Raw genomic sequence first — 14,396 nt, forward strand, 5'->3', positions numbered from 1 at the left:
CGTCGGCACGGGTGGGCCACCCGCAAGGCGGGTGTGAGCCCGGCCGGCAGGGGGCAGTCGGCGAATCGTGAACCGGACAACCTCGAACGGGACAGCGAACGAACGGACCGACGGAAAGGACGACGGGACCGACGGGACCGGCGGGACCGACGGATCCGGCAGCAAGGCGGACCGCAGGACGCGGATCACCGTGCTGGTCGCCCTGGCGGCCAACCTGGTGATCGCGGTCGCCAAGGCGGTCGGCGGCTTCTTCGCGGGATCGCCCGCGCTGCTGTCGGAGGCCGCGCACTCGGTGGCCGACAGCCTGAACGAGGTCTTCCTCCTCGCCGCGCTGCGCCGCAGCCGCCGCCCCGCCGACCGCCGCCACCCCTTCGGCTACGGCAAGGAACGCTTCTTCTGGTCGCTGCTGGCGGCCGTGGGAATCTTCGTCATGGGCGGCTGCTTCTCGTTCTTCCAGGGCGTCGAGGCCCTCCGGACGGGCGCGGAGGAGGAACCCAGCGGCTACGTGGCCGGCCTGATCGTGCTCGGCGTCGCCCTGATCGCCGAGGGCGCCTCGCTGCTGCGGGCGCTGCACCAGGTGCGCCGGCAGGGCGGGGCCGCCGCCGGGATGCGCGACCCGGCCCTGCGCACGGTCGTCGCCGAGGACGGCACCGCGGTGCTCGGCGTCACCCTCGCCATGATCGGCATGATCCTGCACATGGTCACCGGACAGGTCGTGTGGGAGGCCTGCGCCTCGCTCGCCATCGGCGCGCTGCTCGTGTACGTGGCCTACCGGCTGGGCCGCGAGGCCCGTGACCAGCTGATCGGCGAGGCCGCGGATCCGGAGGCGAGCGGTCGCATCCGCGCGCTGCTCCGGGCGCAGCCGGAGATCGACAGTGTCGAGGCGCTGTTCACGATGAAGACGGGCCTCGACTCCACGTTGGTGGCCGCCCGCATCGACCTGGTGCCCGGCCTGGACAGCGAGCGGGTGGAGGAGGTGTCCGTGCGCATCAAGAGGTCCATCGCCCACACCGTCCCCGAGGCCCGGCAGATCTTCCTCGACGTCACCGACCGGACCGCGCGCGAGACGGCGGAAAGCCCCGCCGCGACGGGGGAACGCGGCGGGGCCTGACCCTCGTGTGCCCGGTGCCGGCCGGGCCATGCACGAGGATCCGGACTTTCTCGCCCGGCCCGGGATCAGTTCCCGCCGGCCGGTTCCAGCACGAAGACCGGGATCTCCCGGTCCGTCTTCTCCTGGTACTCGGCGTACGTCGGGAACGCCGCGACGGCCCGCTCCCACCACTCGGCCTTCTCCGCGCCGGTGACCTCGCGGGCCGTCATGTCCTGCTTCACCGGGCCGTCCTGGAGCTCCACACGGGGATCGGCCTTGACGTTGTGGTACCAGACCGGGTGCCGAGGCGCCCCGCCCAGGGAGGCCACCACCGCGTAGCGGCCCTCGTGCTCGACGCGCATCAGCGGCGTCTTGCGGATCTTGCCGCTGCGGGCGCCCCGCGTGGTCAGCACGATCACGGGCAGGCCCGTGTCCAGGAGGGTCGTCCCCTGCGTGCCGCCGGAGCTCTCGTAGAGCTCCACCTGCTCGCGCACCCACTGCGTCGGGCTGGGTTCGTACTCGCCCTCAAGAGGCATGGTTTCCGTCCCATCGTCGCGTCGTACGGCTGACTGGCACCGCGGTCCGACACCGGCCGGTGCACGCTCCATCCATACCGCATCCCGGCCGTGGACCGCCGACGTCCGCGCGACACGCGGTGCCCGGCGCGGAGCCGGAAGGCCGCGCGGTCACGGCGTCGGCGCACCCGCCCCGGCGGCCGCCAGGAGCACCCGGGCGGCCTCCCGAGCCTCCTGCGCGGGCTCCGGGCCGCCCGTGAGGCCCGCCGTCGTCATGGCGCCCTCGGCCAGCAGGAACAACTGCCCGCCCACCGCGGCGGACAGTCCCGCCTCGGCCGCCAGACCGTCGAGGAACTCCCGGAACGCCCGCTTGTGCGCCCGCACGTGCTCCGCGACCCGGGGCGAGCCGGCGCCCAGCTCGCCGTACGCGTTCAGCCACGCGCAGCCGCGGAAGTCCGGCTCGGCGAACCACCGCGCGAGCCAGTCGAAGACGGCCAGGATCCGGGGGACCGCGCCCTCGTGCCGGTCGACGTACCGCGCCAGCCGGCCCCGCCAGCGCACGTCGCGCCGCTCCAGGTACGCCAGCACCAACTGCTCCTTCGCCGGGAACAGCTGGTAGAGGCGCTTGAGCGAGACCCCCGAGGCGCCGCGGACGTCGTCCATGCCGACGGCCTGGACGCCCCGCCCGTAGAAGAGCCGCTCCGCGGCGTCCAGCGCCCGCTCGCGGGCGGCCTCGCTGTCCATGAAGGGCCTCTTCCTTGACGTGAGAACGATCGTTCTCCTACCGTAACAGGCACAGTGGAGAACGACCGTTCTCCAGTCTGTCGACGGAGGGTTCGCCATGTCCACCGACCGCCCGCCCCTGCCACCGTTCAGCCGTGAGACCGCCGCCCGGAAGGTCCAGGCGGCCGAGGACGCCTGGAACACCCGCGACCCCCACAAGGTCGCGCTCGCCTACTCCGAGGACTCGGTCTGGCGCAACCGCGACACCTTCCTCACGGGCCGGGCCGCCATCGTCGAGTTCCTGACCGCCAAGTGGGCGCGCGAGCGCGAGTACGCGCTGCGCAAGGACCTGTGGGCCTTCGACGGCAACCGCATCGCCGTCCGCTTCCAGTACGAGTCGCGCGACACCGAGGGGCAGTGGTGGCGCTCCTACGGCAACGAACTGTGGGAGTTCGACGAGCACGGCCTGATGACGCGGCGGGAGGCGAGCATCGACGACGTCCCCATCGAGGAGGCGGACCGCCGCATCCGCGGCCCGCGGCCCGAGGCGGAGCGGGGACTGTCCTTCCCCCTGCGGTAGGCCCGGCCGGCCGGTTGAGTAGGGTTCCGGCGTGACCCGACCGGCCCGAAGCACCGAGAAGCCCTTCCTCTACGTCGTCGTCTGCGCCGCCGGGGTGGCCTCCGGCGTCGGCGGGCTGATCACCGCCGCGCGGGAACGCGGCTGGGAGACCGGCGTCATCGCGACACCGGTCGCCATGGGCGGTTTCTTCGACGCCGCCGACGTCGAGGCACGCGCCGGCCGCCCGATCCGCTCGGCCTGGCGCTCGCCGGCCGACCCGCGGCCCTTCCCGGCGCCCGACGCCGTCGTGGTCGCGCCCGCCACCTTCAACACGATCAACAAGTGGGCCGCCGGTCTGGCCGACACCCTCGCCGTGGCCACCCTGTGCGAGGCGTGCGGCCTCGGCGTCCCCGTCGCCGTCCTGCCGTGCGTGGCCGACGCGCTGGCCGCCCATCCCGCCTACCGGGAGAGCCTGGAGAGACTGCGCGGGATGGGGGTGCGCTTCGGCGACCCGTACGCGGGACAGGCCGAAACGGGCGGCGGTCGCCCGGAGTTCCGCTGGGAGCGGGCCCTCGACCTGATCGAGGAGCCCTGACCCGTTCCGGGCCCGGGCCCGCACGAGGACGTACGCTCGCCTGGTACCGATCCGGAAGGCAGGAGCAGCAACGATGCAGTACGTGAAGCTCGGTTCGACGGGCCTGGACGTCTCGCGGATCTGTCTGGGGTGCATGACCTACGGCGTTCCCGACCGCGGTGCGCACGAGTGGACCCTCGACGAGGAGGCCTCGCGCCCGCTGATCCGGCAGGCGCTGGAGGCCGGCGTGACCTTCTTCGACACGGCCAACGTCTACTCCGACGGCACCAGCGAGGAGATCGTCGGCAAGGCACTCGCGGACTTCGCCCGCCGGGACGAGATCGTGCTCGCGACCAAGGTGCACGGCCGCATGCGGCCCGGACCCAACGGCGCCGGACTGTCCCGCAAGGCGATCATGACCGAGATCGACCACAGTCTGCGGCGCCTGGGCACCGACTACGTCGACCTCTACCAGATCCACCGCTTCGACCCGGACGCGCCGGTCGAGGAGACGATGGAGGCGCTGCACGACCTGGTGAAGGCGGGCAAGGTGCGCTACATCGGGGCCAGTTCGATGTACGCCTGGCAGTTCTCCAAGATGCAGTACACCGCCGAACGGCACGGCTGGACCAGGTTCGTCTCCATGCAGAACCACTACAACCTCCTCTACCGCGAGGAGGAGCGCGAGATGCTGCCGCTCTGCGCGGACCAGGGCGTCGGCGTGCTGCCCTGGAGCCCGCTGGCCCGCGGCCGCCTCACCCGGGACTGGGGAGCGGAGACCGGGCGCAGCGCCACCGACGCCTTCGGCAGCACGCTCTACCAGGAGGGCGACCGCGCCGTCGTCGAGGCCGTCACCCGCATCGCGGAGGACCGCGGTGTACCGCGCGCCCAGGTGGCGCTCGCCTGGCTGCTGCACCAGGCCCCGGTGACCGCGCCGATCATCGGCGCCGCCAAGCCGCGGCACCTCGAGGACGCCGTGGCGGCGGTCGAACTCGCCCTCACCGACAAGGAGATCGAGGAGCTGGAGCGGCCGTACGCGCCGCACCCGATCGCCGGTCACTGACCGAGGGGCGTCCGGGCGCTCAGGGCCCCGTCCCGGGGGCCAGGACGGTGACGGACACCGACGACTCGTTGCCGCCCACCGGGACCTCACCGGCCGTCCACGTCACCTCGATCGGCTCCCGTTCGTCCGGCGGGGTGACCAGCAGTGCCGCCGGGGCCGCGGTGCGGGCGCCGCTGATCTGCGGGCTGGAGAAGGACAGTCCGGCCCACGCGCTGCCGCCCGGCGTCAGCGTGACCGTCCGCGGTGAGGCGGGGGTGCGCTCCGGGGCGGGGCCCAGCTGCTTGCCGGACGCGTCCACGAAGGCGGCGCCCGGATAGCCGTACAGGGTGCAGGTGCGCGCGGAGGTGTTGGTCAGCACGAGGGGGAAGTTGCGCTGCCCGGCTCCGGGGTCGACGCGGCCGACCGAGGCGCGCAGCTCGGAGGTGTGGCAGCGGTCGTCGGTGCGGGCGGACGCGGACGCGGAACCGGCCGTGTCGCTGGGCACGGCGCCGACCGTCGGTGAGCCGTCGGTGCCCCGGCCCGGGCCGGCCGTCGGTCCGCCGTCGGCGCCCCGGTCCGGAAGCGTGCTGCCGCCGGTCGCACCGGTCGAGTGCTCGGCCCGGCCGGACTGCGTCGCGCTCGCCGTGCCGCTGTCGGTTCCGCAGGCGGTCAGCATGCCGAGCACCGCGACCGTGCTCGCCAGCAGGGCCGTCCGCCCTACGGGCTGGGACGTCTTCGCCATCGCTTCTCCACACTCCCGTGAGGTTCGTCGCGCACGGTCCGGCACGGGTGCCGGACGGCACGCCCTGCCTTCGAGTGTCCCGTGTCACGGGCCCGGAAACCGAGGGTCACTCGTCTTCGAGCAGGGCCAGCTCCGCCCAGATCGTCTTGCCCTCCGTGGTGTGCCGGCTGCCCCAGCGCTGGGTGAGCTGGGCCACCAGCAGCAGACCGCGCCCGCCCTCGTCCCAGGTCTTGGCCCGGCGCAGGTGCGGCGCGGTGTGGCTGGTGTCGGAGACCTCGCAGATCAGCGTGGTCCTGTCGTGGATCAGCCGCAGCCGGATGGGCGGCGAACCGTACCGGATGGCGTTGGTGACCAGCTCGCTCACCACCAGTTCGGCGGTGAAGGACGCCTCCAGCAGCGCCCAGGCGGACAACTGGTCGACGACCTGCTTGCGGATGGGGGCGACCAGTGACGGGTCGGCGGGAATGTCCCAGGTGGCCACCTGGCCGGGGGGCAGTCCCCGGGTACGGGCCAGCAGCAGCGCCACGTCGTCGGTGGCGCCGCCGCTCGGCAGCAGGGCGTGCAGCACACGGTCGCAGGCCGCGTCCAGCGAGTCGGCGGGGACGGCCAGGGCCTCGCGCAGCAGCGCCTGACCGGCGTCGGCGCCGCGGTCGCGGCCCCTGACCAGTCCGTCGGTGTAGAACGCGAGCACGCTGCCCTCGCCCAGTTCCAGCTCGGCGGACTCGAAGGGCAGACCGCCCACGCCGAGCGGCGGACCTGAGGGCAGCTCGAGCTGCCGGGGTGGTCCGTCCGGCGGGACCAGCACGGGCGGCGGGTGTCCGGCCCGGGCGAGGGAGAAGTGCCGGGAGACCGGGTCGTACACCGCGTACAGACAGGTGGCGCCGACCTCGCCCGCACCGTCGCCGCCGGCCTCCTCCGACAACCGGACGACCAGGTCGTCCAGGTGGGTGAGCAGCTCCTCGGGGGTCAGGTCGATGTCGGCGAGGGTGCGCACGGCGGTCCGCAGCCGGCCCATGGTGGCCGATGCCTGGATGCCGTGGCCGACGACGTCCCCGACGACCAGCGCGACCCGCATCCCGGACAGGGGGATGATGTCGAACCAGTCGCCGCCCACCCCGGAACGGGCCGCCGGGAGGTAGCGGGAGGCCGCCTCCAGCGCGACGGTGGGAGGCAGCCACCGGGGGAGCAGGCTGCGCTGCAGCATCAGGGTCGTCTCGCGCTCGCGGGAGTAGCGGCGGGCGTTGTCGATGCAGACCGCGGCGCGGGCGCTGACCTCCTCGGCCAGCAGCATGTCGTCGTGCGTGAACGCGTAGGGGCGGCGGAACCGGGTGAAGACGGCGATGCCCAGGGTGGTCCCACGGGCCTGCAGCGGGACGGACATCGTGGAGTGGATGCCGTACTCCTCGATCCGCCCGACCCGGACCGGATCCCACTCCCGCCACCGCTCCAGGTCGCCGGAGGGCACCGCGGCGATGATCGCGTGCCCCGCGGCCAGGCACTGGGCCTGGGGCGAGTCCGCCGGATAGACGTCGAGGCGGCCCGGCTCGGCCACCGCTTCCGGGCATCCCGGGTTGACCGACTGGTGGGCGGCCCGGCGCAGGGCGACCGGCGGCGTCGGCACGGTGACGGGATCGTCACCGTGCTCCTGCGGGTCCAGCAGGTCGACGCTGACGAAGTCGGCGAGCGAGGGGACGCACACGTCGGCCAGCTCCTGCGCGGTGCGGGTGACGTCGAGGGTGGTGCCGATGCGGACGCTGGCCTCGTTGACCAGCTGGAGCCGTTCCCGGGCGAGGTGCTGTTCGGTGAAGTCGTGAGCGGTCACGCAGACACCGAGCACCTCGCCGTCGGCGCCGGTGAGCGGGGCGATGCGGGCGAGCCAGGCGTGGGCGCGGCTCTCGCTGGGGGCCTTGAGGTACGTGTGCATGTCGTGGCCCTGGCCGGTGGCGAGCACGCGCCGCATGTGCTCCTCCAGCTCCGCGGCCTGCCTCCGGCCTCCCAGGTCGGTGGCCCGCAGACCGCGGAGGCGGTCCGGGGGGAGCCCGAAGAGCCGTGCCATGGTGTCGTTCACCCCGCGGACGCGGAGCCGGTCGTCGAAGATCATCGTGGCGCAGGGCGACTGGGTCAGGGCGGCACCGACCAGCGGGTCGTCCGGCTGCCCGGGGCCGTTGTCCAGGGGGGAGACGGCCAGCCACGTGCCCGGGCCGTCGGTCTCGGGCGGTCTGTGGCGGGCGAGCACCCACACGGAGACCGTGTGCCCGTCGCGGTGCCGCAGCGCCAGCGTCCCGTTCCAGCGCTCGGCGCCGGGTTCGAGCGCCGGGCCGTCGTCCGCGTCGGCCAGCAGCTCGGCGGCGGGGCGCCCCACGACGTCGGCGGCCGGGTGGCCCAGCAGCAGGCGGGCACCCTCGCTCCACTCCCGCAGCGTCCCGGAGTCGTCGACGACGGCGCGGGCCGCGGCGGCGTCGTCGTGCGGGTTGACCGGACTCATCGTCGCCACTCCATTGCGCACACCCACAGTGAACAGCGCGTCACCTGGGCCCCAGCCTAGTGCGTCCGCGCTCCGCGCGGACCCGAACCACCGGGCTCACGGAGCCCCCTCGGCACACGGGCCGCCCGGTCCCCGGGGCGCCCGGGACAGAAAGTGCTTTCCGTGGCCTTGACGAGCGCATACGAACCGACGTCAGAATCTGTTTGCTCACGATCACTTGTGAGTACTTCTGATTCTTGATGAGGGAGACTCGGCATGACGGTCACGCGCAGATCGGTCCTGATCGCCTCCGCGGCGACGCCCACGGCGGGCGTCCTGCTGGGCGCCCCGTCGGCGTGGGCCGGGGACGCGGCGGGAGAGGGCACGGGCCGCCGCACGGTCCCCCTGCGGGACGGCTGGCGCTTCGCCCTGGTCGATCCGGACGGGACCGCCGACCCGTCCGGGGCGTACGCGCGGGCCGCCGAACCGGACTTCGACGACTCGGCGTGGCGCGAGGTGGCCGTCCCGCACGACTGGAGCATCGAGCAGACGCCCACCACCGAGCACGGCACCACCAGCGGCACCGGCTTCCTGCCGGGCGGCCTCGGCTGGTACCGCCTCGCCTTCACCCTGCCGTCCGCGCTGGCCGGGAAGCGGATCTCGGTCGAGTTCGACGGCGTCTACATGGACTCCCGCGTCCACTGCAACGGCCGGGAGGTCGGCCGACACCCCTACGGGTACACCGGTTTCGCCCTCGACCTCACCGACCTGGTGCACACCGACGGCCGCACCGAGAACGTCCTCGCCGTCGAGGTGCGCAACCAGCTGCCCAGCAGCCGCTGGTACTCGGGCAGCGGCATCTACCGCGAGGCCCGGCTCGTCGTCACCGAACCGGTGCACGTGCGGCGCTGGGGCACGTACGTCACCACGCCCGAGGTGAGCGGCGAACGCGCCCTCGTCCGGGTGGAGACGGCCGTCGTCAACGCCTCGGGAGCCGCGCGCGAGGTCGAGATCAGGTCGACGGTCGAGGACGCCGAGGGGCGTACGGTGGCCCGCGCCGCCTCCACGGTCACCGTCGCGGACGACCGCAGCGAGACCCACGAACTCACCGTCCGCCGCCCCCGGTTGTGGGACTTCGCGGACCCGTACCGCTACACCCTGCGCACCGAACTGCGCGTCGGCGGACGCACGGTCGACACCTACCGCACCCCCTTCGGCGTCCGCACGTTCCGCATCGACCCCGACGAGGGTTTCCACCTCAACGGAGCCCACGCCAAGATCAAGGGCGTCGACCTGCACCACGACCTCGGCGCGCTCGGCGCGGCCGTCAGCGTCGACGCGATCCGCCGGCAGATGACCCTCATGAAGTCGATGGGCGTCAACGCCTTCCGCACCTCCCACAACCCGCCCTCGCCCGAGATGATCGAGGTCTGCGAGGAACTGGGCATCGTGATGCTGGTGGAGGCCTTCGACTGCTGGCGCACCGGCAAGAACCGGTACGACTACGGCCGGTTCTTCGACGAGTGGTGCGAGCGGGACGCCACCGAGATGGTGCTCGCGGCCCGCAACTCGCCCGCCGTCGTCATGTGGTCGATCGGCAACGAGATCCCCGACTCCACCTCCACCGCCGGCCTGGCGATGGCCGACCGGATCATCGCCGCGATCCGGGCCGCCGACGCCACCCGGCCGCTCGTCATCGGCTCCGACAAGTACCGCCGGCTGCCCGCCAAGGGCTCGGCGGCCGACCTGATGCTGGCCAAGCTCGACGGACTCGGCCTCAACTACAACACCGCCAAGTCGGTGGACGACCTGCACGCGGCGTACCCGCACCTGTTCCTGTTCGAGTCCGAGTCGTCCTCCGAGACCTCCACGCGCGGCACCTACCAGGAGCCCGAGCACCTCAACACCGGCGAGAACCACACGCCCGGCGGGCGGGCGACCTCGTCGTACGACAACAACCTCGCCTCCTGGACCATGAGCGGCGAGTACGGGCACAAGAAGGACCGGGACCGCAAGTGGTTCGCCGGGCAGTTCCTGTGGTCGGGCATCGACTACATCGGGGAGCCCACGCCGTACGACGTCTTCCCGGTGAAGGCGTCCTTCTTCGGCGCGGTCGACACCGCGGGCTTCCCGAAGGACATGTACCACCTGTTCCGCAGCCAGTGGACCGACGAGCCGATGGTCCACCTGCTGCCGGCCACCTGGAACCACCGCGAGGGCGACACCGTCGAGGTCTGGGCGTACGCCAACGTCGACACCGTCGAGCTGTTCCTGAACGGGAAGTCCCTCGGCGTACGCCGGTTCGACACCAAGAGGACGGTGGACGGGCGGACCTACCTGGAGACCACCGAGGCCACCGGCGACGACAAGACCTTCACCGACGGCCCGTACCCCGGCAGTTACACCAGCCCGAACGGCAGCGCGGGCAAGCTCCACCTGACCTGGAAGGTGCCCTTCGCACCGGGCGAGCTGAAGGCCGTCGCCCGGCGCGGCGGCAGGACCGTCGCCACCGACGTCCTGCGCACCGCCGGGGCGCCGCACGCCCTGCGCCTCACCCCGGACCGGGAGACCGTCGCCGCCGACGGCCGCTCCCTGGTCTTCGTGACCGCCGAGGTGGTCGACCGGCGCGGGGTGGTGGTGCCCGGCGCCGAGCACCTGATCTCCTTCGAGGTCGGGGGCGGCTCCCTCGCCGGGGTGGACAACGGCCGCCAGGAGAGCGCCGAGCGGTACCAGGCGAGCACCCGCACCGCCTTCCACGGCAAGGCCCTCGCCATCGTGCGCTCCGGCACCCGGCCGGGGACGGTGCGCGTGACCGCCCGCGCGGACGGACTGCGCGCGGACACGGCGACGGTGCGCGCCCGGCGGGCCGCGTCCCCCGCGACCACCCCGGCTCCCCGGTTCGCGCCCGAGCACCCGGCGCCGGTGGTCCACCCGCACGCGGACGCGAGCTACTCCGGACGCCCCGACACCCTGCCCGCCGCCATGCTCGACGGAGACCCGGCCACCGGCTGGTCCAACGGCTTCCACAAGGCGGCCACCGCGCTGCTGCCCGCCTTCGACGGGGCCCGTGCCGAGGACTGGGTCTCGGTGGACCACGGGCGGACCCGCCGCTACGGCCGGGTCGAGGTCTCCTTCACCGTGGACGCCGCGCACAGCCTGCCCGCCGCGGTGGAGGTCGCCGTCTGGGACGGCCGCGCGTGGCGGACGGCCGAGGGCGCCCGCACCGAGTGGGCCGGCGCGTCCGACGCCCCCACGGTGATCACCTTCGACCCGGTGCGCGGGTCCCGCGTCCGGCTCACACTGACGAGCCGCCACCCCGGTGAGGCGCGGGGAGCGGTCCGGATCAGCCGGCTGGAGGCACCCGCCGTCTGAGCGGCCGGGCAGCGGTCCGGACGGGGACCAGTCCCGTCCGGACCGTTGACGGGCTGTCATGTCTGCCACAAACATGGCCCCCGACCGCTTCTGGGAGCGCTCCCACGCCTTCGGTGGCGCTTCCCGTCCCTCACCCCCGAGGAGCCCGGACGTGAAAAGACGCAGAACCGCGCTCGTCTCCCTGACGGCCCTGCTCGCGGCGGCCGTCACCGCGCTGCCCGCCGCGCCGGCCGGCGCCGACGAGACCGAGCAGGTCAAGAACGGCACCTTCGACAACGGCACCGAGTCCTGGTGGGCGAGCAGCAACGTCACCGCGGCCGTGTCCGACGGCCGGCTGTGCGCCGACGTCCCCGGCGGCACCGCCAACCGCTGGGACGCCGCCGTCGGCCAGAACGACATCACCCTGGTGGCGGGGGAGACGTACCGCTTCTCCTTCACCGCGAACGGTGATCCGGCCGACCACGTGGTCCGGGCGATCGTCGGCCTGTCGGTGTCCCCGTACGACACCTACTACGAGGTCAGCCCCCGGCTGAGCGTCTCCGGCGACACCTACTCGTACACCTTCACCTCGCCTGTCGACACCACCCAGGGCCAGGTCGGCTTCCAGCTCGGCGGCACCCCCGACGCCTGGCGGTTCTGCGCGGACGACGTGTCCCTGCTGGGCGGCGTCGCACCGGAGCCGTACGTGCCCGACACCGGACCGCGGGTGCGGGTCAACCAGGTCGGCTACCTGCCGTCCGGACCGAAGAACGCCACGCTGGTCACCGACGCGACCGCGCGCCTGCCCTGGCAGCTGAAGAACGCCGGCGGCCGGGTCGTCGCCCACGGCTGGAGCGTGCCGCGCGGCGTCGACGCCTCCTCCGGGCAGAACGTCCACTCGATCGACTTCGGCCGCTACACGCGCCGCGGAGACGGCTACACCCTGGTCGCCGACGGGGAGACGAGCCGCCCGTTCGACATCGGCACGGCCGCCTACGAGCGGCTGCGCCTGGACTCCGCGAAGTACTACTACACGCAGCGCAGCGGCATCGCCATCAGCGACGAACTGCGCCCGGGCTACGCCCGCCCCGCCGGACACGTGGGCACGGCGCCCAACCAGGGCGACACCGAGGTGCCGTGTCAGCCCGGCGTGTGCGACTACACCCTCGACGTCTCGGGCGGCTGGTACGACGCCGGCGACCACGGCAAGTACGTCGTCAACGGCGGCATCTCCACCTGGGAGCTGCTGAGCACCTACGAGCGTTCGCTGCACGCCCGCACCGGGGAACCCCGCAAGCTCGGCGACGGCTCGCTGGACATCCCCGAGAGCGGCAACAAGGTGCCGGACATCCTCGACGAGGCCCGCTGGGAGCTGGAGTTCCTGCTGAAGATGCAGGTGCCGGCCGGGCAGCCGCTGGCCGGAATGGCCCACCACAAGATCCACGACGAGCAGTGGACCGGGCTGCCGCTGCTGCCGAGCGCCGACCCGCAGAAGCGCGAGCTGCACCCGCCGACCACCGCGGCGACCCTCAACCTGGCGGCCACGGCCGCCCAGGCGGCCCGCCTCTACCGCCCCTACGACCGCGCCTTCGCGGCGAAGGCGCTCGACGCCGCGCGCACGGCCTGGTCGGCGGCCCTCGCCCACCCGGACGTGCTCGCCGACGAGAACGACGGCGTCGGCGGCGGGGCCTACCCTGACAGCCGGGTCGACGACGAGTTCTACTGGGCGGCCGCCGAGCTGTACCTGACGACGGGGGAGCGGACCTTCGAGAAGTACGTGCTGGCGTCCCCCGTCCACACCGCCGACATCTTCGTCCCGCTCGGCTTCGACTGGGCGCGTACCGCGGCGGCGGCCCGCCTCGACCTGGCCACCGTGCCGAACCGGCTCCCCGGCCGGGACGCCGTGCGCCGCTCCGTCGTGAAGGGCGCCGACCGCTACCTCGCCGCGCTGAAGGCGCACCCCTACGGGATGCCGTACGCGCCCGACGGGAACGTCTACGACTGGGGCTCCAACGCCCAGGTCCTCAACAACGCGGTCGTCCTCGCCTCCGCCTACGACATCACCGGCGCCTCCGCGTACCGGAACGGCGCCGTCCAGACCATGGACTACATCCTGGGCCGCAACGCGCTGAACATCTCCTACGTCACCGGCTACGGCGAGGTCAACGCCCACCACCAGCACAGCCGCTGGTACGCAGGCCAGCTCGACCCCGCCCTGCCGGACCCGCCGGACGGCACCCTCTCCGGCGGGCCGAACTCGAACATCCAGGACCCCTACGCGCAGGGCAAACTCCAGGGCTGCGTGGGCCAGTTCTGCTACATCGACGACATCCAGTCCTGGTCGACCAACGAGCACACCATCAACTGGAACGCGGCGCTGACCCGCCTGGCCTCCTTCGTGGCGGACCAGGGCTGACCCTCCGCTCACCCGTTCGCTTCCCGCGGTACCGCCGCGCCGCTGCTCTGACCTGGAGGTATTTACGGGTCAGTACCCGCGCGGTACCGTGGGAGGCATGCCAGCTCTGAACGTGGAGTTCAGCGACCGCGAGCTCGAGGACCTGCGGCAGATCGCCAAGGAACGCGGTACGTCGATGAAGGCGCTCGTGCGGGAGGCCGCCGCCGCCGACATAGCCCGGCACCGGGCGCTGCAGGAGGGTGCGGAGGCGTTCCGCCGGTTCTTCACCGCCCACGCCGACGAGTTCGCGGCCGCCTTCCCCGACGACGAACCACCGCCCGCCCGGGGCGAGGGGCGGGCCGCCTGACCCATGGCACCCGCACTGCACATCGACGTCCCCTGGCTGCTCCAGCGTCACGAGGAGGTGCTGCCGGAGCAGCCCACGATCAACGACTTCTCCGCGCTGGTCGCCGCCGTCGCGCGGCATCGCGTCGACCCGCCCCGCCTCGGGGTGGACTCCGACCCCGCCTGGCGGGCCGCCGCGCTGCTGCACACCCTCGCCGTGCTCAGGCCCCTGCCGTCGGCCAACGCCCGCTTCGCCTGCGCGACGGCCGTGGCGTACATGTTCGCCAGCGGCGTCGGCATCGACCCGCCCTACGGCGCCCTGGTCGACCTCGCGCGCGATCTGCTCACCGGTGACGCCGACGTCTACGGGGCGGCCGACCGCCTGCGGTCCTGGCAGATCTGAGACCCCCGCCGCCCTTCCCGGAGCCGTCGGCCGAGGGACGGGAGGAACGGGACCGGCGGCCCTCCCGCGCGGGAACGCCGCCGTCCCGCGCGGGAACGCCGCCGTCCCGCGCGGGATCTTCCGGGAAGGGCCGTCGCCGGTTCACCGCGCCGGGTCGCACGCCGGGAGCGTGCGCGGCGCACCGGAGTGTGCG

12 protein-coding genes are annotated in these 14,396 nt (G+C 73.3%); 8 read left to right on the top strand and 4 right to left on the bottom strand.

Annotated elements, in window-relative coordinates; genetic code table 11:
* The first annotated feature begins 67 nt into the window (after positions 1–67).
* Positions 68–1,111: a cation diffusion facilitator family transporter gene (locus tag JHAT_RS07060; RefSeq protein WP_375603551.1), complete on the top strand. Its 1,044-nt coding sequence runs from the start codon at positions 68–70 to the stop codon at positions 1,109–1,111.
* Between the two features lie 65 nt (positions 1,112–1,176).
* On the opposite strand, the gene JHAT_RS07065 is transcribed toward JHAT_RS07060, so the two are convergent.
* Both JHAT_RS07065 and JHAT_RS07070 read right to left on the bottom strand, forming a co-directional pair.
* Complete coding sequence (locus tag JHAT_RS07065) at positions 1,177–1,626, bottom strand: nitroreductase family deazaflavin-dependent oxidoreductase (RefSeq protein ID WP_077797170.1); 450 nt, start codon at positions 1,624–1,626, stop codon at positions 1,177–1,179.
* Between the two features lie 150 nt (positions 1,627–1,776).
* On the bottom strand, positions 1,777–2,349 hold the full coding sequence (locus JHAT_RS07070; protein WP_077797171.1) for a TetR/AcrR family transcriptional regulator: 573 nt from the start codon (positions 2,347–2,349) through the stop codon (positions 1,777–1,779).
* A gap of 97 nt (positions 2,350–2,446) precedes the next feature.
* On the opposite strand from JHAT_RS07070, the gene JHAT_RS07075 reads away from it, so the two are divergent.
* The 3 genes from JHAT_RS07075 (at position 2,447) to JHAT_RS07085 (ending at position 4,524) form a co-directional block, all read left to right on the top strand.
* Complete coding sequence (locus JHAT_RS07075) at positions 2,447–2,908, top strand: nuclear transport factor 2 family protein (RefSeq protein ID WP_077797172.1); 462 nt, start codon at positions 2,447–2,449, stop codon at positions 2,906–2,908.
* Between the two features lie 31 nt (positions 2,909–2,939).
* The gene (locus tag JHAT_RS07080) at positions 2,940–3,482 is read left to right on the top strand and encodes a flavoprotein (RefSeq protein ID WP_077797173.1); all 543 of its coding nucleotides are present in this window, start codon (positions 2,940–2,942) and stop codon (positions 3,480–3,482) included.
* A 73-nt stretch (positions 3,483–3,555) separates the two neighbouring features.
* Entirely contained in the window at positions 3,556–4,524 is a 969-nt protein-coding gene (locus JHAT_RS07085) for an aldo/keto reductase (protein ID WP_077797174.1), read from the top strand.
* A gap of 19 nt (positions 4,525–4,543) precedes the next feature.
* Here the strand turns inward: JHAT_RS07085 and JHAT_RS07090 are convergent, their stop codons facing one another.
* Complete coding sequence (locus tag JHAT_RS07090) at positions 4,544–5,245, bottom strand: DUF4232 domain-containing protein (RefSeq protein WP_077797175.1); 702 nt, start codon at positions 5,243–5,245, stop codon at positions 4,544–4,546.
* Between the two features lie 106 nt (positions 5,246–5,351).
* Entirely contained in the window at positions 5,352–7,730 is a 2,379-nt protein-coding gene (locus JHAT_RS07095) for a SpoIIE family protein phosphatase (RefSeq protein ID WP_107481851.1), read from the bottom strand.
* 255 nt (positions 7,731–7,985) lie between these two features.
* Between JHAT_RS07095 and JHAT_RS07100 the strand changes: the two genes are divergently transcribed.
* The 4 genes from JHAT_RS07100 (at position 7,986) to JHAT_RS07115 (ending at position 14,203) form a co-directional block, all read left to right on the top strand.
* Positions 7,986–11,081 carry a glycoside hydrolase family 2 TIM barrel-domain containing protein gene (locus JHAT_RS07100; RefSeq protein ID WP_077797177.1) on the top strand — a complete coding sequence of 1,032 codons (3,096 nt, stop codon included), beginning with the start codon at positions 7,986–7,988 and terminating at the stop codon, positions 11,079–11,081.
* A gap of 151 nt (positions 11,082–11,232) precedes the next feature.
* On the top strand, positions 11,233–13,476 hold the full coding sequence (locus JHAT_RS07105) for a glycoside hydrolase family 9 protein (protein ID WP_077797178.1): 2,244 nt from the start codon (positions 11,233–11,235) through the stop codon (positions 13,474–13,476).
* Between the two features lie 97 nt (positions 13,477–13,573).
* A complete protein-coding gene (locus JHAT_RS07110) occupies positions 13,574–13,822 on the top strand; it encodes a hypothetical protein (RefSeq protein ID WP_077797179.1) in 249 nt (82 codons plus the stop codon).
* 3 nt (positions 13,823–13,825) lie between these two features.
* The gene (locus tag JHAT_RS07115; RefSeq protein WP_077797180.1) at positions 13,826–14,203 is read left to right on the top strand and encodes a toxin Doc; all 378 of its coding nucleotides are present in this window, start codon (positions 13,826–13,828) and stop codon (positions 14,201–14,203) included.
* The last annotated feature ends 193 nt before the right edge of the window (positions 14,204–14,396 follow it).

The sequence above is a fragment of the Streptomyces sp. JHA26 genome (assembly GCF_002005565.1).
Classification (GTDB): domain Bacteria; phylum Actinomycetota; class Actinomycetes; order Streptomycetales; family Streptomycetaceae; genus Streptomyces.

Bases quoted from the DNA above. Each gene is read 5' to 3' on its own strand.
- JHAT_RS07065 (WP_077797170.1), bottom strand. From the start codon at position 1,626: ATGCCTCTTGAGGGCGAGTACGAACCCAGCCCGACGCAGTGGGTGCGC.
- JHAT_RS07070 (WP_077797171.1), bottom strand. From the start codon at position 2,349: ATGGACAGCGAGGCCGCCCGCGAGCGGGCGCTGGACGCCGCGGAGCGG.
- JHAT_RS07075 (WP_077797172.1), top strand. From the start codon at position 2,447: ATGTCCACCGACCGCCCGCCCCTGCCACCGTTCAGCCGTGAGACCGCC.
- JHAT_RS07085 (WP_077797174.1), top strand. From the start codon at position 3,556: ATGCAGTACGTGAAGCTCGGTTCGACGGGCCTGGACGTCTCGCGGATC.
- JHAT_RS07090 (WP_077797175.1), bottom strand. From the start codon at position 5,245: ATGGCGAAGACGTCCCAGCCCGTAGGGCGGACGGCCCTGCTGGCGAGC.
- JHAT_RS07095 (WP_107481851.1), bottom strand. From the start codon at position 7,730: ATGAGTCCGGTCAACCCGCACGACGACGCCGCCGCGGCCCGCGCCGTC.
- JHAT_RS07100 (WP_077797177.1), top strand. From the start codon at position 7,986: ATGACGGTCACGCGCAGATCGGTCCTGATCGCCTCCGCGGCGACGCCC.
- JHAT_RS07110 (WP_077797179.1), top strand. From the start codon at position 13,574: ATGCCAGCTCTGAACGTGGAGTTCAGCGACCGCGAGCTCGAGGACCTG.
- JHAT_RS07115 (WP_077797180.1), top strand. From the start codon at position 13,826: ATGGCACCCGCACTGCACATCGACGTCCCCTGGCTGCTCCAGCGTCAC.